Below are 25,831 nucleotides of genomic sequence, written 5' to 3' on the forward strand. Positions count from 1 at the left end.
CAGCGTCCGATCGACGACGATCAGTTTCGGAGCCATCGAGAGAGCAATGCGAACGCCTGACCGTTGGCTCCCGATCGACGCCATACGGAGAGATCGCCGCTCCGCTCGGCGTTGGCCACGACGGCCGCCCGCTCGACTGGGAACGGCTTGTACTCGAAGCGTTCGTACAGTTCGAGCTGATCGGTGAGTCGATCCGGTGGCGATCCCCTGATCGTCCCGAAAAGCTCACCGACGGAGAGATGTCCCGAATTCCCGGGGGCCAGGACGGATCGGCCGGCTCCAGTGCCCAACGACACGAGGAAGTTCCAGCTCCCGCGATTGACGAGATCGATCTCCGGCCCATCCGCCGCGGAGATCGCCTTGAAGCCGGTCGTCCGTCGTTCCATCCGCCACGCTGTCGGGTCGTCAGTACCGAACCGATCGGCTAAACTGTTCCGTGCGCGTTCGATCGCCGTCCGGACGGTGCCATCAGGATTCTCGCCGAGCCACTCGTGATTCGTGCGTTCGGCAAGCGCATCGGCGATGGTCACTTCCCGCAACGCTCGACCGTGGTCGCCGGCGTGGGGATCCTCGTTTTCGTCGAGATCGATTTCCGTTGGTGGGTCGAACTGGAGGGTAGGCGCGAGCTTCCCGAGTTCCTCCTCGAAAGCGAGTTCTTGTAGCTCCTGACGAACCGTTTCCCAAATGACGAGACCGGGATGGTGGCGACCGTTCTCGGTACGCCACGTGTACTCCGCGTTCGCCCATCGTTCGAGCTCGTTCCCGAGTGCGTCCATTCCTCCCTCACGAGCGGCTTCGATGAACGCCGGTGTCGTCGCGTTTGCGATCGGACTCCGGGTCGCGGTTTTTTGAACGATCCCCGCGACGTCCTCGATCGAGAGCGGTCCGTCGTCGACCGTGTCCCGTGTCACCCGGTCGAGCAGTTCGACGCGATGGATCGATCCCCAGCGTCCCGCGACATCGCCGGCCCGCCATCCCGCGGCTGGCGCGTTGTTCCACTGGGCAACGTATCCCCGCTCGGGATCTCGAACGGACATCGTCAGCCCCGTTCCGGTTGTGATCGACTTCCAACGGTGGGTCGAGCCGGGTGCAGGAAATCGGGGATCGAGCGCATCGTTTCGATCCGGGACCGATCCGGTGTGAACGTACGCGATCGCTTCGTCATCGGCGTAGATGAAGTTGAACGTGAACGGGAACTCAGCGAGTTGGGTTTCGAACTCCTCAAAGCTTTCCTGTCGACCGAGTTCGGCCCACTGGAACACGCCAGTTAGTTCGTTACCGCGCGTCGTGGTGCGTTGACACCACGCGATCCGTTCGTCGGGGTTCCACGCGATGACGGGCATCGAATCCCCTCGTTCCTCGATGCGGGCGATCTCCTGCTCAACAGCGCCTCGTGGCCGATCGCCATTGCTGAGTGCACCGAGCATCGATGGACGGTGGACGACCGTTTCGGTTTCCATCCGTCGCCATTCCCCGTTCCATCGGTATCGGTGTCGGTCCTCGGGATGGAGTTCGACAGCGATCGTGTCGACCTGATCGTCGTAGCCGCTGGTGACGCTCCATGCGAACTCGGGTGTCCGGCCGATCACCACTCCGGGCGTACCGACGACACCGATTCCCGCAACGTCGAACCCCGCGCCGTGCAGCCCGATCTCGTGAATCACTGGTGGGGCGAAATACCCCATCTGTGGACCACCGAACAGCATCGGTGCTCCCGTTTCGGTGTGTTCTCCGTCGACGGCGAGTGCGTTGCTCCCCCACCGAAAGCCAGAGAGCGCGCCGATCGCCCGACGGACCGACGGGGTGGCTCCATCGAGCAGGTCGCCGTCGATGCCCCATGGTGTTGTGTCAGCTGCGGCGTGTGCGAGCGCTATCTGTTCGTCGGGAACGGTCTCGTAGTCGGGAATCGATTCACTGTCCGTCACCGTCAGTTCCGACGCGTCGATCGTGGTGTAGTGGTTTTCGGGAACTGACAGCCAGTTCAGATCCTCGTAGGCTTCATAGGCCGCTCGTTCATCGCCGAGGCTGTCGGTCAGCTGGGCGAACGTCTCTGCGTTTTTCAGCTCCGTGCCGCCGTCAACACCGAAGTAGCCGACCATGTACGCCACCACTGCAATGCTGTCGACCGGTGACCATGGTTCAGGGGGATGGCCCAGCGCAACGAATTCGGCCGGGAGCTCCCGGTCAACGAGGCGCTGTATGAGCTGTCGGTTCACGCCGTCGGCAAACCCTTGTAGCGACACCTGCACAGTAGTACTCGCAGCCTCGTACTGGGCGTTGAGTTCTTCACGGGTGTAGAGATCGCGCCGGACTTGGATGTCAGATGCGAGCTGCATCGGACCAAGCACGCTGGCGCTGTCGCCGTAGCCGATGTGGCGAAGTGCGTCCATCTCGAACAGCCGGTCACGCGCTTGGACGTAGCCATTAGCATACGAGAGCGCGTACAGTTCCTCTTCTTCGACGTAGTCGTCTGTGCCATCGACGTAGACGTGGGTGACGTCGTGAACGTCGGTCAGCAGCTCGACTGAAGGCATCGCATCGTTCATCAGTCCGCCTTCATCCCCGGAGTGGGGAAGTCTTCGGCCGGATATATCCGGGGATTAAGCTCCAAGCGACCTCGGTAGGTTAGTCGCTGGGCGTTATGGCTTCGTCGACGGATGAGTCGTCGTCGAGCCGCACGAACAGCGTTGCGAGCGCCGGCCCAGAGACGTTGTGCCAGACGCTAAACAGCGCCGGGATCAGGGCGACAGCGGGCGAAGCGAAGAACTCGCCCGCGAGCGCCACAGCCAGTCCGCTGTTTTGGAGACCGACTTCGAACGCACACGCTCGCGCCCGATCCTCATCCATTCCGGATGTGTGTCCGACGACATAGCCGCCAGCCAAACCGAGCGCGTTGTGTAAAACGACCGCGAGAAACACCATACTTCCGGCGCTACGGATCGTCCCCGTGTTGACCGCCACGATGGCCGCGACGATACCGACGATCGTGAGCACGCTGATCGCTGGGAAGATCGAAAGCCCGATCGAGGCAGCAGTCGGGGCGTATCTGTCGAGTACAATGCGCAGAAACACCCCCGCGACGACCGGAAGTAGGACGATCTGGACGATCGAACCGGCCATCTGTCCGAACGTGACAGAAACAGACTCGTTTGCGAGCACCACGATCCACGTCGGCATCACGAGCGGCGCAGCGATCGTCGTCACCGAGGTGATCGTTACCGAGAGTGCGACATCACCCTTGCCGAGATACGTCATCACGTTCGAGGCGGTTCCCCCCGGAGCTACACCGAGGAGGAGCAGCCCCAACCCCACTTCCTCCGGCAACCCGAGTACTCCGACGAGAACGACCGCGAACACCGGCATCAAGAGCCACTGGCCCATCGCGCCCACGAACACGTCCCGCGGTCGCTCTCCGATCCGCCGGAAATCCGCGGGTGTCAGCGTCAGTCCCATCCCGAGCATGATGATCCCCAAAAGCGGCGTGATGTACGCCGCGATCGGTGTGAACGTCTGGGGCGAATACAGCGCGATAGGAACGGCGATCACCACCCAGACGACGAAGTATTTACTCGTGAACGTACCAACCGATCGGAGCGAAGCATGCCACCGCATTCGTTATTCATTGCCAACACGACTCTCTATCGATATGTCTCCTCCGTCTTCCACACCAGTTTGAGCGTGGCCAGTTCGATTCCTCAGGGACGCAGTCCGACCGCGAATCCCAAGACGTATTTCACGGTAGGGATCGGTATAGACCAATGAACGACATCGTTCTCGTGACCGCCGATTCGGTGCGATACGATCACGTCGACGAGATGGAGTTCGTTTCATCGCTCGGCTCGCAGATCGGGGTGACAGCCGCTCACTACACCCGACCGAGCATTGCAGGACTGCTGTCATCGAGTTTGGTTTCCGCGATCGAGTCACGGATCGCTGGTCCGACGATTCCGAACGTGTTGAGCGATCTGGGATACACTTGTATCGGACTGGCTCCGACGCCACAAACCGATCCAGCTTTCGGCTTCGGCGACGGCTTCGATGAGTACGAGACGTTCAGCGAAGGGGGTGGTGACAACCCACTCAAAAACAGACGGAGCTGGCTCCGGGAGTCGCTCGGGCGGTTCGATTCGGTTCGACGACTGTACCGGCGATTGGTTCCGATGGAAGCCGTACTGTCGGACATCCCGAGCGACGAGGAAGTGATCGACATGGCGATCGAGCGGTTCAACGAGGCCACATCTCCCCGCTTTCTCTGGGTGCATCTGATGGAGAGCCACCGCCCGTACGGAACCGGTTCGCAAGCGCTTCCGAAGGATCTAGACCGGAGAGCCGGCGCAGCGGGCAACGAGGGGCTGCTTCGGTCGGTTTCCGTCACCGACGAGGAGATCGAAGAAATAGACGGATACTATCGGGACGCGATCGATCGGGTCGACGGCGAGATCGATCGGTTGCTTACCGAGATCAACGCCGATCCGACGTTCGTGTTCACGTCCGACCATGGCGACGAACTCGGCGAGGAGGGGTATTTCTACCACCAGGGCTTCCGTCGGCGGGTCGTAGATACGCTGATCGAGGTGCCGGTCGTGATGGACGGGTTCGATGTCGAGCCACCTGAACGGTTCAGCGCGCTCGACATCGCACCGACGATCGTCGACCATGCTGGCGGTGACATTCCCGAGGAGTGGCACGGACGGCGACTTGTAGACGGCGGCTCGGACACGATGATCACGGTCGCCCCGTGGCACGAGGAGGCAACGGTTGCCATCCAGGACGGCACCAAGAAGCTGGTTGCCCAAGACGCGGACGTCTCCCTCGATAGCGACGCGGGACGGGCAGAAGCGAGTCGATCGGACGTGTCTCCCGAAATCGAGCAGCGTTTACGGAATCTCGGCTACACGGACGCCGGGTGAGCGACGGCTCAGTCAGTCTCCGTGAGCGACCGCATCGGCACGAACGCAAAGCGCGAGTTGAGGATTCTCGTGATCGCCCGTCGCATCCACGCCCCGGTGCGCCAGTAAACGCGCCGGGGGACGCCATCGACGGCAGGCAGATCCACCAGCTCCCACGGATGGACGTAGAGGATCGGGGTGATTCCCCGATGGGAGAGAAGCCGCATTCCCCACAGTACGTATCTGACACCGAAAAATCGGAGCCACGTTCCAGTCAGCGGTAACCGGAGTCCGGGCATGACAGCGACCGGTAGCTCCGTGATCGACGATGATGCGCCGTCCACAGCCTGGTCGGCCGGAACGGGTCTCTGAACGGTGTGTGTGCCACCGTACCACCCGGGGATCGACCGACACGGCACGATGCTCGAATCATAGTCGTAACCAGTCACATCGAGTGTCTCGAAATGGTCCTCTGCGATGTCGAACGACGGCGCGCGGAACCCCGTGACCGACGCGCCCGTCGCGTCTTCGAGCGTTTCTCGTGATGCTTGGAGTTGCTCGTGACGGTCGTTTTCGTCTACCTCTGTGAGATGAACGTGATCGTACGTGTGTGAGCCGATCTCGTGTCCGGATTCGAGGATGCGCGAGAGGAGTTCGGGGTGGCGCTCTGCGATCTTCGCAACGACGAAAAACGTCGAGGTGGCGTCCGCGTTCCCGAACAGTTCCAACAGCAGTTCTACTCCTGAGCGACCCACATCGTTTTCCGTCATCGATCCACGGGCGTTGCGGTACGCCGGAATGTGAGAGAACCACTCCATATCCACCGAAAGTACAGCATTCGGGCGATCCATTGGGTGCTCGATACGATCTCCGCCGAAAAAAGCCGCTCGTTGCGCTGGAGCTATGCCAGCGCGATCAGCACGATCGCCGCGGTGCTGTAGAGGTTCATTCCGATGTGTGTGACGACACTGCTGACGGTTCCATACCGGTGGCGGAGGAGTCCGAGCACGAGACCCAGCCCGACAAGTGTCGTGAGGCGCACGACCGATCCATCAACCACGACATGTTTCAACGCGAAGAGAACCGCCGTGAGCAGTATGCCGACCACCGCTCCCCAACTGGCAACGAATTCGGACTGGACGACGGCACGCCACACCTGTTCTTCAGCGATCGGGACGGCCACGCCGTTCCCGAGAAGAAACACCACGGCTAGCGGTGGTGTTCTCCGGAGCACTTCGGTGACCGCAGTACCAAAGGTAGCAGTAGTTTCTTCCAATCCGAACAGGACGGCGTCGATCTGGCTGGTTATTATCATGAGACCGATGGCGACGACGACGCCCAGCAAACCAGCGACGACCGCCCGAAGCGACCACTCGTATCCCCATCGACTTGAGTCGCGGCCGGCTCGGAGTGTGACCGCCGACAGCACGGCGGCCATCGCTGGGAATCCGAGGAGAAGGATGGTCCAATCGGCCGTGAAGCCGAAACCGACCGAGGAAACCACCACGGAAACGACGCCGCGGCGCAACAGTAGTTCCAAAGCGATCCATCCGACAACGACGCCGAGGGCGAGTTTCGGCAGGGGGTGCGTATTACGTGTGGTCTCAGTCATCCATTTTCTCCGGTTCCGGATCGAAGAGATCCTCTATCAGGCAGTCAAAATGATCGGACAGCTCGAACGCGAGTTCGAGTGAGGGATCGTACCGTTCGCGCTCGATGGCGTTGATCGTCTGACGAGAGACACCGACGCGCTCTGCGAGATCGGCTTGACTCAAACCGGCGTCTGCCCGGTACTCACTGAGTTCGTTGTTCATGATCGCTTCCGATGCACGGTGTAGATCGCACCAAAGACCAGATACACCACACAGTACGCGTAGAACGCACCCCACAACTCCGGCGGCATATCATAGGAGCCGACTGTTTCGAGCGCGAACAGCGCGGGGCCACCGAGAACGAGCACGAACGAAAACACCCAGAGCGTCAATCCAGCGGCTTCGCGGTCGATCTGTTGCTCGCGCTCGTCGTACAGCTCGATCGAAGTCCCTCTCCAAATCCCGACCATCCCCAGAAAGCCTGCCCAGTAGATGATCGTCCCGAGGGTGACGTATCCCGACAGCACCCCAGCGAGATACGCGACTATCCCCCCGCTGATGCAAGCGTTCATCAAACGACGGTAAAAGCGTCTCGTTTCGAGTCGATTCATTGATGCTATGTCAATTCGTATCATGATTGGTGTAAAACTCTCTTGTCGTCAAGGAAGCTTTACAGTAAAGGAAACTTTACACCTACTTAGCTCTTTCCCTCGCGTCGAGGCTTCGGTATTCGAACCATCTCAGTGTTCGACAGCGCTCGCTGTCCCACAAGCGCGATTCCACAATGCATATACCACGTCGTCAAGATCTCAGCAATAGAAGCGCATGAAGGGAGTATCGGAAGCTATCAGCGTCGAGGGGGTGGCCTTGAGTCCGATCGTGATGGAGACCTCCGGGTTGGACAGTCTCAAACTGACGGCCGCCTTCATCGTGCTTGCTGGAGGTGTGTTACTGTGGGGTTTCGAGCGATACCGCACGAATTTCTCGAAATCGGAGTTTCTCGTCTCAGTTGTCCTTGCAGTGGGTATCTTCGCCATCGGGCTGTTTCCGGATCTGTTCGAGGCCTTCGGAGAGATCCTCGCGATCGACCGTCGGCCGTTTGCGATCTCGTTGATCACGAACGTCACGCTGGTCGGTCTGGTGTTGGTGTTGTTCGCGCGAACGCGGAACAACCAGCAGTCGGTGGCGACGCTTACACGAAACTTGGCGATCGATCAAGCGACCACAGACGACGCCGAATCAGCGTCGGTGTACGTCGTGATCCCTGCCTACAACGAGGCTGAGAGCATCCGGAGCGTCGTGGAGTCGCTGCCGGACGCGATCGGTGGGTATGTGCTGCAACCGCTCGTCGTTTCGGACGGGTCGACCGACGCGACCGTCGACACCGCTCGCTCAACGAACGCCATCGTCGTGGATCATCCGATCAATCAAGGACAGGGTGGCGCGCTTAGAACCGGTTTTTCGATCGCTGAACAGCACAGCGCTAACATCGTCGTCACGATGGACGCCGATGGGCAACACCCCGTCGAAGAACTTCCGCGACTGGTCGAACCGATCATCGACGATGAAGCCGATTACGTCGTCGGATCCCGGTACACGGGAGTGGACGAATCCAACAACAGCGCCACTCGACGGCTCGGAATTCGGGTGTTCACAGCACTCATAAACGTGATGACGAAGGCGGATATCACGGACTGTACCAACGGATACCGAGCGATTCGAGCCACGCAGCTCGATAAAATGACTCTCTCGGAGGAACGGTTCAGTGCGCCGGAGCTGCTAATCGAAGCCCGCAAAAACGGTCTCCGAATCAAGGAGATCCCCATCACCATCGCACAGCGAGCGGCCGGCGAAACGAAAAAGCCCAAACTCGGGTACGCGTTCGGTCTCACCCGAACGATCTTCGTCACCTGGCTCCGGTGACGCCGGTTTCGAACACGATCGTAGATACGTAGTATTGGACGGATAAGATAGACGAATTTTTATCTCTGTTTGGAGAGGTACGTGTATGGATCTGCGGTTAGTCGTGCGTTTGGTGGGTCATACGAAGCGACGCGTGATACGGGACGTCAGGACGGATCCGTATCTCCGGTACGTATTCGTGATCCCGGTCGTGGTATTCGGGTTTTGGTTTTGGCATCTGATTCCGAATTTCGCGACCCACGACGAGCTCACACGGCTCATTGACGTGATGCCAGCGATCGGAGGGCTCGCCAGTGATTCCGGGTTCGAAGCGGTCCAAGACGGGGTGACTCAGGGCCGAATATACGGTGCGACGTTTTATCTGAACGCGATCGCGCTCCTTCCAGCAGCGTTGTTCGCAGCCGTTACAGACCAGCTAGCACTGTTCGAACCGTTTTACCGCCCGGATACGGCGACGAACGTCTGGACGACCGATACGGATCTATGGTTGCTCTGGCACAGCACACCGCGGTGGGTGTGGACATCTAGTCTAGTGATCATCCGGCTGTTTTCGGTCGGGTTCGCCCTCGGGTGTGTGTATCTTGTCTATCGGATCGCAACCCAGATCCGCGATCGGACGACCGGACGGCTGGCTGCCCTCATTCTGTCGCTCACGTTCGGCTTCGTCGTGATGGCCCATGAGGGGGGCGAAGACGTCCCATCGGTGTTTTTGTTGTTGCTCATCATTTATCTCGCGCTCCGATACGTAGAAACGGGTGAAGACTGGTATTTCTACGGTGGCTGTGGCGTCGGTGGGATGGCCATGGCGTTCAAGCTCACGGCGGGCATCGGTGTCATACTGCTCGCAACGGCACATCTCCTCCGCGCCCGAAAGGTCGAGTCGGAGTGGATCCGGGCGCTGCTCCGTCCCCGATTTCTGGTGGGTGGGGCGCTCATCGGACTAGGGGCGATCGTCGTCGGATATCCCTCCGTGTTGCTGTCGGGACCGGAGGCACTCCTCGATCGGATTACGCGGGGAACGACACACAAAGCGACGATCCCGGGCGGACGGGATGTGCCATCGTGGTGGTGGATAGTTCGGAGCTATCTCAACGGCTTTGGGGTTGTGCTCTTTCTCGCCGTGATCGGGAGCGTGGCAGCGATCCTTCCCCAGTTACGAACCCGGTCCGACAGGACTGACGGGCTAGTGCTGTTGGTCGTGGCTGTCGTCAGCTGTCTCGGGCTGCTCTCGTGGTGGCGGTACATCCGGATGCATCATCTTCTTCCGACGATCCCACCGCTCGTGATTCTCGTCTCGATCGTGGTACAACAGCTCCGCGAACGCACACAGACGGTAGCGCGCGCTGTCGTTGTCGTATTGCTCGTATCGAGCGCGCTGTACACCGGCTACGGAACTCTCGGATATGCCGACCAGCCGAGGGCGGAGGCTACTGACTGGTTGGCTACCAACGCTCCCGAAGACGCGACGATCGAACTGTACCAGATCCATCCACAAGTCGCAGCGGTCCCACACGGGATGAACATGAGCCACTACACTCACAGAGCCGACGGAGAGCTCACCCGAACCGAAAAAACGTACAGCGAGTGGATGCAGAACATGCCAGATCGCTGTCCCGAGTACATCGAGCTCACGCGCGAGGATCTGCTTCGGCTCGCCCCACCGGATCTGAACGGACGAGCAAACTTCTATGCGGACCATCACCGCGAAATCGAGTACGTTCGTTCGCTCGTGACCGATCCGAACGACAGCTACGAAGTGGCTGCCGAGTTCGGACAGCGACCCCGATTTCTCGATCGAAATCGGTCCCAGTCACCTCTCCCAGAACTGCTTCGTGTCGGGGTGATCCCTCGTACGGTACAGTACGGCGACGAACAGGATCTCGGTCCCGAGCAGTACACACTCATCCTAGAACGAACTAGCCCCTGTCCATAACCGACTCTAGTACCCCGAGAACGATCCCAATAGCCGACTTTTAACACCGGGGACGACGATCCATCCGGTATCTACGCTGATCTGAAATGACAAATAATAATGTGTATGGTGTGTCGCGCCGTCTGCTCTTGAAGGTAGCGGGATCAGCCGGTTTCACGGCGATCGGACAAGCGAACGCTCATCCATTCCGTCGAACGGATGATGCGAACCCAGCGACTGATCCCGAGTCACCCTCAAAGACGGCTGCGATCGAATGGCTCACGGGAGCGTTGTGGCGACAGACGGGGCTTTCGACGGAGTTCCCCGGACAGGTCGTCTTTCCGAAATACTCTCACATTGCCCTCAAAGCGATCCAAGCGATCGATTCCCGGATAGCCCTCGAAGACGGGCCAGCGCGCGCAGCTGCCCGCCTTCAAGACCAGTCGAGTGGAGGATTTTTTCGCCAACACGGGGATTTTTTGGGACCGTGGACCACTGCCACATACCACGCTCTCGCGTTGGCCCGGCAGTCCGCTGTCTCCGTGGATGAGACTGCTGCCGTCGAGTTTCTTCTCGATCACCAGACCGATGCGGGAGGGTTCGCTCCCCGGTCCGGTTTTGCGGGTGGATCGATCGTCAGCACGCTTGAAGCTACCCACAAGTCAATAGTCGCGCTCACCGAGCAGGACGCGGTATCACAGTCGGTCCGCGAGCAGGTATTAACGTTTCTCAATGACACCCAGCACTCGACTGGTGGATGGCCGTCCGTTCGACGGCAGGACGCCCCAACCGTCGAAGGAACATATCATGCTGTCATCACATTATCGGTGTTGGGAGAGTTAACTCCTGCTACGACTCGGGCGGTGACGAGATTCCTGCGCACGGTACAACGACCCGCAGGGGGGTTCCGAAACACCCTCGAATCTGTAGACTGTTCGTCCTTGATCTGTCGATTCGATCCGGCGGCAACGACGCGATCCACCGCACAAGCACTCGTTACACTCTCGTGGCTTGATCGGTTGTCCCGGTTCTCAGAGGACGTGCACGCAGACTGGCTCGCCGATCGACAGCTTCAGAATCCGACGGACGAACGGCTGTACGGCGGGTTCGAAACGGCACCGGACCGGTCTCCGGCAGTGACGAACTATCTGCCCAACACGGCGTTTGCAGCGATCGCACTCGATGCGGTCGGCGCGCTCGGACGGATCGATCGGTCGGCCACAGAACAGTTCCTCACAGCCTGTCAACACCCGGGAACGAAGGGGTTCGGTCCGTGGCCGAGCAGTCTGTCGTCGTTGGTAGATACGGAGGCAGCGATTCGTGCGCTCGATCTGCTCGATGAACGAGGCCGGGTGCCACGGGACGCTCTCGTGGCCACCCTCGCCAACGGACAGCGCGACGACGGTGCGCTCACCCATCCTGATCGGTCCGCTGAGTCGACTGTCGAACAGACCGCTCTCGCAGTGCTCGCACTCGATCGCCTCGACCGACTCGATGCCGTCGATCACGCGGCGGCAGCCACGTTCATCATCGATCACCAACACGAACGTGGCGGGTTCACCAACACGGCTGGAACCGACACCACGACTGGTTCGCCCTCCCCGCAGACGACATGGCTCGCGGTCCGTGCGCTCGCCGCCGCCGAAAAGCTGTCCCGTATCGATCTCGCTGGCGTCGGGACGTATCTCGCCGATCAGCAGGCAGACCGAGGACACGTCTCCGAGTCATCACCCGACACGATGAGCGCGGTGTGTGAGACACGATACGCCCTCGAAACGCTCGCTCACATCGATCGATTCGACGACATCGATAGAAAGCAGGCGATCGCCTATCTCAGAAGCCGACAGCAGGAGGATGAGTACACCAACAGAGCCGAAGCACGGCACGTAGTGGCCGGATTGGCTGTGGCCGGTGCGGTCGACTCGATCGATCATCAGTCCACCCGTCGCCTCCTCGGCGCACGACAGACCACTGCCGGCGGATTCGCCGACCGCGAGTTCTACACCGGTGAAACGGCCATGCAACGCCACGCCGGAACGATCGAAGCGCTCACCCTGCTCGATGGATTCACGGAGCCGTCTTGACGACCGTCACATCGGACCACCACTCACAGCCCGAGTGCGGCGGGGATATCGAGCAGGCCGGTTCCGCCGTCGTTTTCGGAGAGACCGATATCCTCTGTCGTTTCTATGAGGCGATCGGCTGCAGTCGTGTTCTCATACCCCTCCGCCATGAGGAGTCCACCGGCTGCCGCGACGTGTGGCGCTGCCATCGACGTGCCAGACAGCGTTTCGTAGGGACGAATATCGGTGGTGTACGTCGATCTGATGTTCTGGCCGGGTGCGACGAGATCGGTCTCGGGTCCGGTCGCCGAGAAAGACGCGAGCGTGTCGTCGGGGGTGGTTGCTCCGACACCGACAACGCTGGGATACGCGGCGGGATAGCGCACACAGTCCGTACATGGCCCGATGTTCCCCGTCGCTGCGACGAGGAGTGTGCCCTGTTCGACCGCATACGAGCACGCGTCCTGAACCAGCTTCGAATCGTACGAAGAGCCGAGGCTCAGGTTTGCGACCTCCCATCCCTGGTTTGTGACGTGGTCGATGCCAGCCGCGATGTCGGAGGCCGACCCAACACCGGAAGAACTCAAGACCTTGATGGCGTGTAACGTCGCGTCGGGACAGACACCAACGACTCCATCCGAGTTGTCGATCGCTCCAGCAATCCCTGCGATGTGAGTGCCGTGACCGACGGCGTCGTGCCACTCGGGAGCGTTAGAACTGAACTCCTCCGATCGGTCTCGAGCTCTCGATCGGGCGTCGAGCAACCCGTGAGGTGCTTCGAACGCCGACCGAACGCCCTCGAAAATGGACGTGCCGTTCGACTGTTCACTTCCTGACAACAATCCAACGGTGTTGAGAAACGACTTTCCAGCACCGACGTTCTCTTGAAGATCAGGATGCGTCTCGTCGATCCCGCTGTCCAGGATTGCGATATCGATGTTCCGACCGCTGATTCTCCCAGTATGAGCCTGCTTGGCACCGACTCGATCGATGCCCCACGGCGTGTACTGTTGGTGGGCAACCATCGGTCTATCCAGTTCGAGGTATCGAATCGGCTGATCGGTTAGGATGCTATCGATTCCCTGCTCCGTCAAGAGTCGTTGGGGAATCGTCATCGTCGCCGCGTTGAACCCGAAGGTTCGAATTACCTCGTCTGCGATCTCCGTCGCAGCGTTGTATCCACCGCTATCGCGGTAGCCGATGTTTACTGGGATGAGACTATCGATACCCACATCGAACTGCCGACCGATCGAACTGAACAAACCCAGCCCGCTCATCGATCGAAGGAAATCGCGTCGTCCTCGTTTCGAACTGATGTCGTCTATATCTGTGTTCGTCATCGGCTGTCTGAGTGAATCGATGGTGTCTGTGCGCTCGTCGCCGTATCGACTCGTGGACCACCCCACCAATTCCGTGGAAATAACCGTTCGTCGGAAAACGACACACGTAAAATATTGATGTCATTACTTCTTTCGAGCATATGATGATGAACACCTCGAAAGAACAGTTATTAAAGTTTTGGGTGATATGTGGGTAGCTAATTCAGATAAGACGATAATATAGGAAATACAGCGTTTGTTGATGCGATACAGCTATTACACCACGATATCATACTACATATGTGATTCAAAAGTATATTTTATTTATAATTATAATATATACTATGGTTATGGAATAGTATGGACTATACACAGTATCTGTCGCGTGAGATTGGATGTGATGAACGCGTTGTACGCACGTTCACCGAGCGATGCTTACGGACGTGTCCCTCTCATCACTGATTCGATCCGTGCTTGATCAATCCGCGCCGTGAGCCGGCACATAACCACACTCCTGGCAGATCCACGACCGATACTCTTGTTGTAGTTCTCCTTCGCAACTGGGACAGCGATAACACATACGATATCGAGTAGTATCGACGATCACTTATAGATTTATTCGACGATTGTCTCTCCAGGACAGCTTCACTAGAATAATATCGTCTTGGCGAATATTTTCCGTGCAATTATTCCATTAAAAGATAATGCCGGTGTAGGGACGAGACGACCATAACGTTTATTTTCAGGCTGTTCACAGGGAATAGTTGATGGTATTCGATGGGGAAGTGCTGGGATCAGCCGAGTTTGCGGCAGCTCTCAGCCGTCTGAAGCAGCGTGGCAGTACATTACTCGTGGTGGGGAACGTCGCGCCCGAGGTTCACCAGCTGGCGTGTCGGCACCTCATGGGCGATCCAAGTATGCATCGCCAGCGATTGTACGTCACGACAGACGGCTCAGGAACGGACGCGCGATCGGCCATTACGGACGACACCTACCACCGAAATCATATCGTAGATTACGTAACGCAGTTCAGAAGTACGGACTGTCAGCTGAGTAGTTCCGGTTCGGTAGACGTCTCACACACCACAGCGGACACTCCATCGTCGCTCGTCGCCAAGATCATCGGCACGATTCGTTCCATCGAACGCGCTGCTGAGCCACTCGCGGCCGGAGAGCTTCGGGTGTGTGTCGACTCGCTGTCGACGTTTATCGAGTCGAACGAGAGAGACGTGTCCCTACGCCTCGTCCGGTACACGGGCATCGCAACACAGCGACGGAGCGGAATGGTCCACGTTCACCTTCCGATCGCTCGGGACTCGGAGATTACGACGCTGTTCGAGCCGCTGGTGGACGCTGTCGTAGAGCTCCGCGTTGCGGATGGAACACCCCAGCAGCGCTGGCATCTCACCGATCCCTCGATAACGTCGAATTGGACGGATCTCAATGAATGATGTCGTCCAGACTTCGAACGGAATGACTCTTCTTGCCTGTAACCGATCTGCTCTGCGTCGCTTCCTCGTTCGGTCCCCCGAATCACACAGCCTCCTTGATCCGCTGGCTATCACTGTCCAGCCACCGTCTGAAGGGAGGCGAAGTGATGAATAATCAGGAAACGATTTCGTGGACCCGGACGGAAAATCCCCCCGGAATCGTGGTGATCGACGAGATCGATCGGTGTCGATGCACACTCCACACGCCGTCTCCGGCGACACCGGTGCCCATCGCTGCTGATCGACTCAACTACCCGGTCGATAGCGCTTTCACAATTCGTACGTCTGCCATCACGGTGCCTATGGTCCCCGGTGTAAACATCCGGAATGCGGAGGGAGCGGTGCTTACGAGGATCGAGGAGGGTGCAGACGAATCGCGTCCACCAGACCGGTACGCACTCGAACTGTCCACACCACTCAAGTTGTATCTCGTCGTCGACAGCGCTGTCAGCGTTTCTACGGATACGACCCGAACCCGGATCGAATTCGAGAACGTGGCCACTGTGGCGATCGGTGCGCGTTCACGTCACCAATCGCCTGCTGGAACGGTCGTCACGACCGACTGTCCGACGGACATGATGACCGCGGTGTCCACGTTCAGCTCGGCACTCAAGACCACGGCGTGTGAGCGCTCCTATCCCACGCTTCGTGGGCATCCACCGCTGATCGAACACGGGGAAACGCTCGATGTTCCGGAGGGACTGACGCCTCCAGAGACGGGGATAACGATCGAACTTCCCCCAAAACACCGATTCGTGTATGCTGTCGCATCGTTAGCGTACTATCTCGGTGCGAGAGTCCGTCCTGGAAGCACGCCCGTAATACTCACGTCAACCGGTTTCGAACACCGGCTCGACTCCGAAAGGGGCGTGCAAGCGGAAATCGAACGCGTGTTAAAGCAGGTCCTGTTTCTCGACTGTCTAACCCGAACGACCGGGGAAGCCGGGATCGAACTGTACGAACGGCGGAAGCTCGAAGCGAGCCTTCCGATCGCACTACCGGAGTTGTACGACCGTTCCATTGCCGACCAGCTCCAAGCGTATCTTTCAGTTCCGTACGCCGACATCGAACAGTACGTTCCCAACTGGAAGATAACTTCACACGTCGCTCTCTGCCCCGACACCATCGAGACGATCCCATTTCTCGTGAACGATCTGGCGGTCATCCGAACCCCAGAATGTAAACAAGTCGACCGACATCACCAACAGATAGATGCCATCTCGGAGTTCGTACGGGACGGTGCAATGACACGGAGCACGATGACAGACACAATCGACCAGCGAGAGTACGTCCAACCGGAGACGACAGAGTCGCTCGAACAGGTTTGGGTCGGGGACGCAACGCCGCTAGGAGCAAGCAAAGCGACTTCGACCGCCTTTCGGAACCGTCTCGATCGAACACCGACCGATGGTGACATCACGATCACGGTCGTGTGTAACGAGCCGACGATGGCTGAAGAATGCGACGCCATCGATGGCGTGTACGACTCCCAGTCGGACCACCCCTTGACGGTTCGAATCCATCGAGGACTATCGACGGACGAACTCGCCGCAGTATTTGAACGACCGACCGACTTCCTTCACTACATCGGACACATCGATGAGGACGGTTTTCGGTGTCCAAACGGCCGGTTCGACGCGCGAACGCTCGATACGGTCGACGTGGATGCGTTCTTTTTGAACGCCTGTCAGTCCTACGAGCAGGGAATGGGGATTATCGATGCCGGTGCGATCGGTGGTGTCGTCACGCTTGGCAACGTCATCAATACTGGCGCGGTCACGATCGGATACAGCGTAGCGAAGTTGCTCAACTGTGGCTTTCCACTCCGGGCCGCACTGAACATCGCTCGTCGGGAGAGTCTCATCAGCAACAAGTATCTCGTCGTAGGAGATGGCAGCTTGGCGATCACCCAGTCCGAAAGCGGAATCCCGATACTCGGTGAGATCACACCCACCGGAAACGAACGATTCGAGCTGGATATCACCGCCTATCCCACGACCCACACCGGCATGGGGACGATCGTTCACCCGTTCATCGACGGGGAAACGGAGTATCGGCTCCTCTCTAGCAATAGCAACAGCTATGAACTGTCGACAGCGGAAATCCGACGCTTTCTCAGCCTCGAACGGATCCCCATCATCATGGACGACGATCTGCTCTGGAGCGATGCGGTCGCTCTGAACGAACTGTAGCGTCGACTACGGTCCGGCGTAATACGTCAATGCATTGGCTTGGGCCGCACCAGCCTGTGACAACAACAACAGCGTCATAAATAGTACACCAGCTACCCTCGGACGATCGTGTAGATACTCCACGAGTGTCGTGTGCTCGGACATCGCATCCAAACAATATTCCCCAATACACATGAGTGTATTTTAATAGTTTATGCATATTCGATTTGGTTTTATTTCCACTATAACAAGCCATATTAAAATCAGTCGGGGTTTCGTCGTTCCCGTTTCCGATTTGCCTGCTGTATGTCGCCAGATCGATCGAATCGGTCACTCAAGTGCGCTCGCAGCGCGGATGAGTCGGTGTTCGTCGAAGGCGGGACCGACGAGTTGCACGCCGACGGGGGATCCATCAGCACGGCCCGCCGGTACGGAGATCGCAGGGAGGTTAGCGAGGTTTACAGGAACTGTATTAGCATCGATCTGATACAGTTGGAGCGGATCATCGAGGCTGTCGCCGATTTCTGGGGGCAACACGGGCATCGTGGGGGAGGCGAGCACGTCAGCCTTCTCGAATGCGGCGTCGAAATCCTGTTTCACCCAGGCACGGGCGTCCTGTGCTTTCTTGTAGTACTTCTCGTGATACCCGGCTGAGAGTGCGTACGTTCCAAGGAGGATGCGGCGTTTGACTTCCTCACCGAACCCTTTCTCTCTGGACATGGCAAACGCCTCGTTCCAGTCGCCTTCGTACCCTCCGGAGACGCCGTACCGGACGCCGTCAAAGCGTGCAAGGTTCGAGGAGGCTTCCGACATGGCGATAACGTAGTATGCCGCGAGGGCGTGGTCGATCGAATCAAGTTCGATCTCGACCACGGTGGCACCTTGGGCTTCCAATTCGGCCACTGCGTCATCGAATGCGTCCACGACTCGGTCGTCGGCTCCGTCCCGGAGGCTTTCAAGCACACCAACGGTCATGCCATCGACGTTGCCATCGGCAGCAGCGGCGTAGTCAGCGTCGGTCCCGTTCTGGTGGGTTGTCGCGTCGTTCTCGTCGGGTCCGGCGATCACATCCAACAGCATGGCGGTTTCTTCGACGGTCGGCGCGATCGGTCCGATCTGCTCTAAGCTGTTGGCGTACGCGATCAGCCCGTATCGGGAGACGAGACCGTACGTCGGTTTGAGACCCACAACGCCACAGAACGCTGCCGGGTTACGGATCGAGCCTCCAGTATCGGTTCCGAGCGCCAGATCCGCTTTTCCCCCCGCGACGGCGGCAGCACTCCCACCCGAGGAGCCACCGGCGACACGTCCCGGAGCGCGTGGGTTCTCGGTCGGTCCGAACGCGGAGGTTTCGGTCGTCCCACCCATTCCGAACTCGTCCATGTTCGCCTTTCCGACGATCGTCGCACCTGCCGCTGTGAGTCGCTCGACAACAGTGGCGTCGTATGATGGGACGTACTCTTCGAGCATCGCAGAACCACAGGTCGTACGGACATCAGCAGTCGAAATGTTGTCCTTGACGGCGACGGTTCGACCGGACAGCGGTCCTTCGCTGGTGGGTTCGATCGTCGTCTCGGTGATGAAGGCGTTGTACTCCGTGCTCATGATACCCGGGGGCCTTTGAAATAGCCGTCTTCGGTCTCAGCAGCGTTGTCGAGCGCTTCGTCTTGATTCAGGCTCGGGCGTTGCTCGTCCGGTCGCATGACGTTCACGAGATCGCTCTCCCGTTCGATCTCGGGGACCTCATCCAACGAATCGAAGTAACCAAGGATATCTCCAAACTGTGCTTCGAACCGTTCGGCTTCCGACTCCGTCAGGGCGACCCGTGCGAGATCCGCCACGTGATGGACTGCATCGGCGTCGACGGCGTCCTCACTCATACACGGGATCAGTCCGGGCCGACCACTAAGCGTTTCGATACCGCAAACGTCCTACGAATTTCGATGGAGACGGAGAGATCGTTCCACTACGATCGGGGATTCACGGAGCCGTGTGCCCCGATCAGAGCAAGCCTCGCCCGACGTCAGTAAAAAAATCCTCCGCAGCGTATTTGATGCGTCGTTTGACGGCACCACCAGCCTGACGGAGGCTGATCCGCCACGGAGTCCGCTCGCCGACGACCGTGGTTTCCCCGTCGGCGATGGCTTGAAGGATGCTGTCGATCGTCCGTTTCTCGCTGCCAACGTGGGTGATTGCCTGTCCGACCATCTCTGCGATGTGGGCGTCGCTGCCGGCTGTCATCGGTAGTTTACGGTCGGCTGCAAAGCGTTTTGCTTTCCGGTTCGAGCGTCCGGTGAGCAGTCGAGAATTGTACACTTCGATGGCATCAGCGCGAGCCAACTGTTCGCACGAGACGTTCGGTGCGACACCGTGACGAGCGCCCTGAAACGGGTGGGGAACGACAGCGATCCCCCCGAGATCGTGAATTCGCTCGACCGTCTCTGTGAATGTCAGTCCCGACGGCACACGCTCTTCGATACCCAATCCGAGTACGTGGCCCGCAGTGCTCGTAATTTCTGCCCCCGGGATTCCGATCAATCCGTATTCGGGGGCCAGTTTCGAGGCTTTGAGACTCGCGTCGATCTGATCGTGATCTGTCACTGCGACCGCATCGAGTCCGATCGCTTCTGCCTGCGTGAGTAGCATATCGATCGGATCGCGGCCGTCGTACGAACGGTCGGAGTGGGTGTGTAGCTCGACCGAAAGCACATCCAGCAGTTGGTCGCTGCTGGCAAAAGCGATACGATACTCGATTCGATCGATAGATGTCACCCAATATCATTCCCGACGATCACCGCTGCACTGGAGCAGAGGGTTGGACGACATAGAAAGGGCTTTCACCGGGCTTGGCCGACATCGGGCAATGAGCCTCTCCGCGTCGGATTACGAACTCGTCGTTTCGGAACTCGGCCGCGATCCGACACCAGCAGAGGAAGCGCTCTTTGAGAATCTATGGAGCGAGCACTGCGCGTATCGTTCCTCACGTCCGTTGCTGTCGGCGTTCGATAGCAACGGCAAGGATGTCGTCGTCGGTCCGGGCGATGATGCCGCCGTGGTTGCTCTTTCCGATTCGGTGTACATCACGCTGGGGATCGAGAGCCACAACCATCCCTCGTACGTCGATCCCTACGACGGTGCTGCGACAGGGGTCGGGGGAATCGTGCGTGACACCATGTCGATGGGGGCGTATCCGATCGCACTCACGGACAGCCTCTATTTCGGACCGTTCGAGGACGAACATCCCCGGTATCTGTTCGAGGGCGTCGTGGAGGGCATCTCCGATTACGGCAACTCGATCGGCGTTCCGACTGTCGGCGGCAGCGTCGTTTTTCATCCTGATTATGAGGGAAACCCACTGGTCAACGTTGCGTGTGTCGGCGTGGTGTCTCCTGATCGGTTGGTTACTGCCAAAGCCCAGAAATCGGGCAACGCGTTGATGCTCGTGGGCAACGCCACTGGTCGTGACGGTCTCGGTGGAGCCAGCTTTGCGAGCGAGGATCTGAGCGAGGATGCCGAAACCGAGGACCGACCGGCGGTACAGGTCGGTGATCCCTACACCGAGAAGCTCCTCATCGAAGCGAACGAAACGTTACTCGATGAGGAATTGGTCGAGTCGGCGCGCGATCTCGGCGCAGCGGGACTCGGTGGGGCATCGAGCGAACTGGTCGCAAAGGGTGAATTGGGTGCGCGTATCGAACTCGGCAGCGTCCACCAGCGTGAGCCGAACATGAGCGCGCTCGAAATCCTACTCGCCGAATCCCAAGAGCGGATGTGTTATGAAGTCGCTCCCGAAAATGTCGATCGCGTTCGGGAGATCGCAGACCGGTTCGATCTCGGAAGTTCGGTCATCGGGACCGTGACGGAGGGCAACTACGTCTGTACGTTCGATGGAGAAACGGTCGTCGACGTACCGGCCGAGTATCTGGCCGAGGGTGCGCCGATGAACGATCTCGACAGCGTTCCACCAACGCCACCCAAAGAGACCGAACTCCCGACACCGACGCTAGAGACCGCGTTCGAGTCGGTGCTCGCAAGCCCGAACACGGCGAGCAAGCGGTGGGTGTACCGTCAGTACGACCACGAGGTCGGAACGCGGACGATCGTTCGTCCCGGTGATGACGCTGCGGTGCTGGCTGCCCGCGAATGTGACGGCGAGCGAGGGATCGCGATTGCCGCCGGAAGCAATCCCAACTGGACGTCGCTCAATCCGTACGAGGGCGCTCGTGCGGTGGCGCTTGAAGTCACGACGAACCTAGCCGCCAAAGGAGCGACGCCGTTGGCCGCCGTGGACTGTCTCAACGGCGGCAATCCCGAAACACCAAGCGTGTACGGCGGATTCAAGGGGATCGTCGACGGGCTAGCCGACATGTGCCGAACGCTGTCGGTGCCGGTCGTTGGGGGAAACGTCTCTCTGTACAACGATTCTACCAGCGGTCCGATCCCCCCGACGCCGACGCTCGCAATGGTCGGGACCACAACGGAGTACGACGCGCCTCCACTCGGCTTCCCCGAATCCTCCGAACCGGGGACGATCCTCCTCGTCGGAGACCACGCGGTCGCGTCCGGACGAACGCCGCGACTCGGAGGATCGGAGTATCTCGCCCAGTTCGACGGCACCGATGCGTTTCCCACCCCACCCGAGGAGACCGAAGCGACGGGATTCATCGAGGCGATCGCGTCGGTCGCAACCGACGAGCACACAAGAGCGGTGCACGACGTGAGCCACGGCGGTCTCGCCGTCACCTTTGCGGAGATGATCTCCGAGAGCAGGGGCGCAGAGGTGACGCTCACCGGCGACGAAAACGGCGCAGGGCTGTTGTTCCACGAGCGAACGGGGCGGGCTGTCATCGAAACCACCGCACCAGACGCCGTCCAAGCAGCGTTCCCGGACGATACTCCGGTCGAGAACGTCGGTCACACCGACGCGAGTGGTGAACTCACGCTGACGGTGAACGGAGAACGGCTCGAATACGACGCGGGGACCGTTCGGGCGATTCGGGGAGTGCTCGATCGAGAACTCGAGTAACCGATGATCGGCTGAGAACTCTTTTTTGACCTCGACTCGATGTAATAATTGCATAAAAGACCATGAACTGAATTTAAGATATTCCGGATCATGGTGTGGGTTGTAGTATGAGCCGACCGCTCACATCGCTCACAGTGGTAACCGTTGTGTTGTTCAGTCTCGTCGGCGTGACGGCCGTTCCGATGACCGTCCAGAGCGCCTCGATCAGTACGGTTGTCAGCACCGGTGATCCTGACGAGGTGGCCAACGAAACGACGGTGGAACTCCCTCCTGACAACACCGTCAACGTTACGGTCAAAGCCGAAAACGCCTCAGCTACGGATGTCGACATCAAGCGCAATACGACGACGAACACGGTGACCGTCAGGGTCGACGCGAACGGTGATGGGACCGTCGACGCCGTTGGGACCGCTCAGTTCGAGGGCAGCGTCAAGGCTGACGTAGACACCAAGACCGACGTTCCGGTGAGCCTCCGTCTCGTGCTTGGGTTCAGAGGTGAGTGAGAACCGGCACGCCGAAGACGATCGCCATCCCGACGATCGCAACGACGATGCCAATGCCGACGTCGCGCATGGTGTACGACTGCTGAGGGGCGGTTTGGCGCTCAATGTGGTCCGTATCGATCGCTGTGCTCTCGTGTTCGGCCATGTCTGTGCTGTGGCGGGACTGTACTTTGGGCTGTCGGTCCGATGTTTCTGGTGCGATAATGATTGTACACACCGTGTTTGGTGATGGTCAGTACTGTTCTGGGTGGCACACCTCGAAATCGGTCGATCCGGCGTACGCTTGGAGATCCCTGTATCCGGGATCGAGACGCGATTTCTGTGCAGGTCACTCATTTCCGCCGAACGATCAACGCGCCTTGGTTCTCGAAGACGACTTCGTACTCGGGTGATTGACGCAAACTGTGTCCGAGACGTGTCCAGCGGTGTTCTCCTGCTCGGGGGCCCTGTTTGCGAGCGTATCCCGAAGCGGTGAGATACACGTAGTCCGGTTTGAGGCCGAACTGATCGAACCGTGCCGTGAGACAGGAAGCGTCGCGACACGGCCGTAACTGGTCTCGCATGTGCATCTGTCGGTCTCTCGTTCCCTCCCACTCGCTCCCTTGGGGAACGACGAGATTCGTCCGATCAGTGAACAGTGGGAACCATTCCGCAACGTCGCCGATGACGACGAACGAAGCGTTTTTCGTCGTGTTCGATCGAATCCACTTCGTCGCTGCTACATCCGCGTCGTGAACGAACATCGGTAACTCATCGTCCGCTTCCCCTCCAGCAACGTACACCGCTGCCGACGACGTGCCGTAGGTTGCGATCAATCCGAGGATGAGGATCGCCAGCACACAAACGTGTGGTCCGATGGATCGCAGTCGCACTATTCCTCGCTTACAGACGGACAATGCCGTCCCGTCTTTTGTTTCGATCGTCTCTAAAACTGTGGTTTCGATTCGTCGAAGGAGGGGGACTACTCCCTCGAACAGCGACGCAGCGACCATCATCGCGCCAATGACGAGCAGGAATTCGTCGCGTCCAGTGAGAACCCCGGCGGTGATGAACCAGCTAGGGAGCAACGGCTTTCGACGCACGAGGAGAAACAGCCCACCGAGGATGGCCAGCGGTGGCCACGGCGACGGTACCGACACCGTCTCCGTGGGAAACTCCTGATACCAGCTGAGATAGCCGATACCGTCGTGGGTAGTGCTCGCCTGCAGAAACACCTCGAATCCGTGCGTGCTGGCAACGGGCAACCACCACGGGGCAGCGAGAACGACGCCACCAGCCGCGACGGCAGCCCCCCGAAGCAGTCCGTATGCCGTTCGATCGAGCCAGAAGTAAAAAACGAGATAGCTCGTGCCGAAGAATATCGTGTACAACGGGTGGGTGAGCAGTGTCGCTCCGAACAAACCGATCGAAGTGAGCAGCCACGTCCGTGAACCGGTTTTAAAGAGACGAACGCCAGTGTAGATCCCAGCACTCGTAAACAACAACGCCGCTGCACGAACGGTTCCACCCGCAGTAAGGGTCAGATGGAGTACCGACGGGGCGGTTGCAACCACGATCGCCGCAAACGCTCCCTGTCGACGGCTCTGGAGCAGTTCCGCTGTCGCTACGGCGTAGACAACGAGCGCACACGCGACCAACACTCCCGGAAGGAGGCGCGCGAGCGTGAGCGGTGGCGCTCCGATGTCGAGCAAGAGTCCGACGACGAACAGCATGAGCGGCGGATAGCTGAAGGGGATTCCTCCCGACGTGTAGTGTGGAATCCTCGCAGGCAGCGTATATCCATGGGCCGTGATCTCCTCACTCATCATCAAGAACAGGCCACCACCGAGCGATGGATACTCGTGGGTCAGAACGTAGGTGGCGTAGATAGGGACGAACACAAGGATGCCAACGACGGCATACCAGCTCCCCACACGGGATCGTTCCATCACACGGAGTAAATCAGCAGCCGATAACTAATATCTCATTACATATTTTCGAACACTGTACTGTGGTTTAAACCGGGTAAAGCGCGTAGTACGGCTCAAATCGGTCGAGTAGCCATCGTTACTGGGTTGGAACAGCCGTGCGCTGGATGCTGTGTGAGTCGGGGCCGTTTTAATACCGCGAATCGTATCTCCAAACATGACGTTGGCCAAGCGGATCATCCCCTGTATCGATGTGGATCTCGACGATGAGGGGAACGCCGCCGTCTATACGGGCGTCAACTTTGAGGATCTCCGGTATACAGGTGATCCGGTCGAGATGGCACGCCGGTACAATGAGGCGGGCGCGGACGAATTCGTGTTTTTGGATATTACGGCGAGTGCCCAAGGACGGGAGACGATGTTGGACACGGTTTCGCGTGTTGCGGACGAAGTGTTCATTCCACTGACCGTTGGCGGGGGGATCCGGACTCGAGAGGACGTAAAGGAGACACTCCGTGCCGGGGCCGATAAGGTGTCGATCAATACGGGGGCCCTCGAACAGCCCGAACTCATCACGGAGACAGCAGCGGCCTTTGGTAGCCAGTGTGTCGTTATCAGTGTCGACGTTCGGCGTCGGTTCGACGAAGCGGGCGAACAGTACACTCAGATCGATGGAGAGTCATGTTGGTTCGAATGTACGGTCAAGGGCGGCCGCGAAGGCACCGGCGTCGATGCCATCGAATGGGCCAGCGAAGCCGACGAACGCGGAGCAGGCGAGTTGTTTGTCAACTCCATCGATGCTGATGGAACGAAGGACGGATACGATATTCCACTCACGGAAGCCATCTGTGATGCCGTTTCGACGCCCGTAATCGCGTCATCGGGCTGTGGCGGTCCCGAAGACATGTACGACGTGTTCACCCAAGCCGGTGCCGACGCGGCGCTAGCAGCATCGATCTTCCACTTCGAGGAGTACACCATCGAGGACGTCAAATCCCACCTCGATGCGCGTGACGTTCCCGTCCGGACCTGAGGG

The 25,831-nt window shown here is 59.1% G+C and carries 22 protein-coding genes; 9 read left to right on the plus strand and 13 right to left on the minus strand.

Features of this window, described 5'->3' with window-relative positions:
* Positions 1–20: 20 nt before the first annotated feature.
* Positions 21–2,546 carry a penicillin acylase family protein gene (locus tag MW046_RS00680; protein WP_247993653.1) on the minus strand — a complete coding sequence of 842 codons (2,526 nt, stop codon included), beginning with the start codon at positions 2,544–2,546 and terminating at the stop codon, positions 21–23.
* A gap of 79 nt (positions 2,547–2,625) precedes the next feature.
* A complete protein-coding gene (locus MW046_RS00685; RefSeq protein ID WP_247993654.1) occupies positions 2,626–3,612 on the minus strand; it encodes a bile acid:sodium symporter family protein in 987 nt (328 codons plus the stop codon).
* Positions 3,613–3,758: 146 nt separating this feature from the next.
* On the opposite strand from MW046_RS00685, the gene MW046_RS00690 reads away from it, so the two are divergent.
* The gene (locus MW046_RS00690; RefSeq protein ID WP_247993655.1) at positions 3,759–4,910 is read left to right on the plus strand and encodes a sulfatase-like hydrolase/transferase; all 1,152 of its coding nucleotides are present in this window, start codon (positions 3,759–3,761) and stop codon (positions 4,908–4,910) included.
* Between the two features lie 8 nt (positions 4,911–4,918).
* Here the strand turns inward: MW046_RS00690 and MW046_RS00695 are convergent, their stop codons facing one another.
* The 4 genes from MW046_RS00695 to MW046_RS00710 are packed head-to-tail and all read right to left on the minus strand — an operon-like array spanning position 4,919 to position 7,116.
* On the minus strand, positions 4,919–5,740 hold the full coding sequence (locus MW046_RS00695; protein ID WP_247993656.1) for a polysaccharide deacetylase family protein: 822 nt from the start codon (positions 5,738–5,740) through the stop codon (positions 4,919–4,921).
* A 50-nt stretch (positions 5,741–5,790) separates the two neighbouring features.
* Positions 5,791–6,501 carry a CPBP family intramembrane glutamic endopeptidase gene (locus MW046_RS00700; protein WP_247993657.1) on the minus strand — a complete coding sequence of 237 codons (711 nt, stop codon included), beginning with the start codon at positions 6,499–6,501 and terminating at the stop codon, positions 5,791–5,793.
* Entirely contained in the window at positions 6,494–6,703 is a 210-nt protein-coding gene (locus tag MW046_RS00705; RefSeq protein ID WP_247993658.1) for a helix-turn-helix transcriptional regulator, read from the minus strand. Before MW046_RS00705 ends, MW046_RS00700 begins: the two co-directional genes overlap by 8 nt.
* Positions 6,700–7,116: a DUF2178 domain-containing protein gene (locus MW046_RS00710; RefSeq protein ID WP_497007299.1), complete on the minus strand. Its 417-nt coding sequence runs from the start codon at positions 7,114–7,116 to the stop codon at positions 6,700–6,702. The genes MW046_RS00705 and MW046_RS00710 overlap by 4 nt, the downstream gene beginning before the upstream one ends.
* Positions 7,117–7,363: 247 nt before the next feature.
* On the opposite strand from MW046_RS00710, the gene MW046_RS00715 reads away from it, so the two are divergent.
* The 3 genes from MW046_RS00715 (at position 7,364) to MW046_RS00725 (ending at position 12,400) form a co-directional block, all read left to right on the plus strand.
* Positions 7,364–8,404, plus strand: a complete 1,041-nt coding sequence (locus tag MW046_RS00715; protein ID WP_438268191.1) for a DUF2304 family protein — start codon at positions 7,364–7,366, stop codon at positions 8,402–8,404.
* A gap of 85 nt (positions 8,405–8,489) precedes the next feature.
* Entirely contained in the window at positions 8,490–10,337 is a 1,848-nt protein-coding gene (locus tag MW046_RS00720; RefSeq protein ID WP_247993661.1) for an ArnT family glycosyltransferase, read from the plus strand.
* 110 nt (positions 10,338–10,447) lie between these two features.
* Positions 10,448–12,400: a prenyltransferase/squalene oxidase repeat-containing protein gene (locus tag MW046_RS00725; protein ID WP_247993662.1), complete on the plus strand. Its 1,953-nt coding sequence runs from the start codon at positions 10,448–10,450 to the stop codon at positions 12,398–12,400.
* Positions 12,401–12,423: 23 nt separating this feature from the next.
* On the opposite strand, the gene MW046_RS00730 is transcribed toward MW046_RS00725, so the two are convergent.
* Entirely contained in the window at positions 12,424–13,719 is a 1,296-nt protein-coding gene (locus MW046_RS00730) for a S8 family peptidase (RefSeq protein ID WP_247993663.1), read from the minus strand.
* 746 nt (positions 13,720–14,465) lie between these two features.
* Between MW046_RS00730 and MW046_RS00735 the strand changes: the two genes are divergently transcribed.
* Complete coding sequence (locus tag MW046_RS00735) at positions 14,466–15,149, plus strand: DUF7504 family protein (RefSeq protein ID WP_247993664.1); 684 nt, start codon at positions 14,466–14,468, stop codon at positions 15,147–15,149.
* A 146-nt stretch (positions 15,150–15,295) separates the two neighbouring features.
* Positions 15,296–17,380, plus strand: a complete 2,085-nt coding sequence (locus tag MW046_RS00740) for a hypothetical protein (protein ID WP_247993665.1) — start codon at positions 15,296–15,298, stop codon at positions 17,378–17,380.
* Between the two features lie 6 nt (positions 17,381–17,386).
* On the opposite strand, the gene MW046_RS00745 is transcribed toward MW046_RS00740, so the two are convergent.
* The 4 genes from MW046_RS00745 to MW046_RS00760 all read right to left on the minus strand — a co-directional run bounded on the left by MW046_RS00745 (position 17,387) and on the right by MW046_RS00760 (position 20,068).
* The gene (locus MW046_RS00745; RefSeq protein ID WP_247993666.1) at positions 17,387–17,524 is read right to left on the minus strand and encodes a DUF7503 family protein; all 138 of its coding nucleotides are present in this window, start codon (positions 17,522–17,524) and stop codon (positions 17,387–17,389) included.
* Between the two features lie 165 nt (positions 17,525–17,689).
* Positions 17,690–18,964, minus strand: coding sequence for an Asp-tRNA(Asn)/Glu-tRNA(Gln) amidotransferase subunit GatA (gene gatA / locus MW046_RS00750; RefSeq protein ID WP_247993667.1), 1,275 nt, complete (start codon positions 18,962–18,964; stop codon positions 17,690–17,692).
* On the minus strand, positions 18,961–19,239 hold the full coding sequence (gene gatC, locus MW046_RS00755) for an Asp-tRNA(Asn)/Glu-tRNA(Gln) amidotransferase subunit GatC (protein WP_247993668.1): 279 nt from the start codon (positions 19,237–19,239) through the stop codon (positions 18,961–18,963). Before gatC ends, gatA begins: the two co-directional genes overlap by 4 nt.
* A 121-nt stretch (positions 19,240–19,360) precedes the next feature.
* Positions 19,361–20,068 (minus strand): PHP domain-containing protein, encoded by a 708-nt coding sequence (locus tag MW046_RS00760; RefSeq protein WP_247994788.1) that lies wholly within the window; start codon positions 20,066–20,068, stop codon positions 19,361–19,363.
* A 154-nt stretch (positions 20,069–20,222) separates the two neighbouring features.
* On the opposite strand from MW046_RS00760, the gene purL reads away from it, so the two are divergent.
* Both purL and MW046_RS00770 read left to right on the plus strand, forming a co-directional pair.
* Positions 20,223–22,385 carry a phosphoribosylformylglycinamidine synthase subunit PurL gene (gene purL / locus MW046_RS00765; RefSeq protein WP_247993669.1) on the plus strand — a complete coding sequence of 721 codons (2,163 nt, stop codon included), beginning with the start codon at positions 20,223–20,225 and terminating at the stop codon, positions 22,383–22,385.
* Positions 22,386–22,492: 107 nt separating this feature from the next.
* Positions 22,493–22,888: a hypothetical protein gene (locus tag MW046_RS00770; protein ID WP_247993670.1), complete on the plus strand. Its 396-nt coding sequence runs from the start codon at positions 22,493–22,495 to the stop codon at positions 22,886–22,888.
* Here MW046_RS00770 and MW046_RS00775 read toward each other — a convergent pair.
* Together MW046_RS00775 and MW046_RS00780 are read right to left on the minus strand one after the other, a co-directional pair.
* Positions 22,875–23,033 carry a DUF7550 family protein gene (locus MW046_RS00775; RefSeq protein WP_247993671.1) on the minus strand — a complete coding sequence of 53 codons (159 nt, stop codon included), beginning with the start codon at positions 23,031–23,033 and terminating at the stop codon, positions 22,875–22,877. The genes MW046_RS00770 and MW046_RS00775 overlap by 14 nt on opposite strands.
* A gap of 187 nt (positions 23,034–23,220) precedes the next feature.
* Positions 23,221–24,816, minus strand: a complete 1,596-nt coding sequence (locus MW046_RS00780; RefSeq protein ID WP_247993672.1) for an ArnT family glycosyltransferase — start codon at positions 24,814–24,816, stop codon at positions 23,221–23,223.
* A 196-nt stretch (positions 24,817–25,012) separates the two neighbouring features.
* Between MW046_RS00780 and hisF the strand changes: the two genes are divergently transcribed.
* Entirely contained in the window at positions 25,013–25,828 is an 816-nt protein-coding gene (hisF, locus tag MW046_RS00785; RefSeq protein ID WP_247993673.1) for an imidazole glycerol phosphate synthase subunit HisF, read from the plus strand.
* The last annotated feature ends 3 nt before the right edge of the window (positions 25,829–25,831 follow it).

Source organism: Halocatena salina (assembly GCF_023115355.1).
Taxonomy (GTDB): domain Archaea; phylum Halobacteriota; class Halobacteria; order Halobacteriales; family Haloarculaceae; genus Halocatena; species Halocatena salina.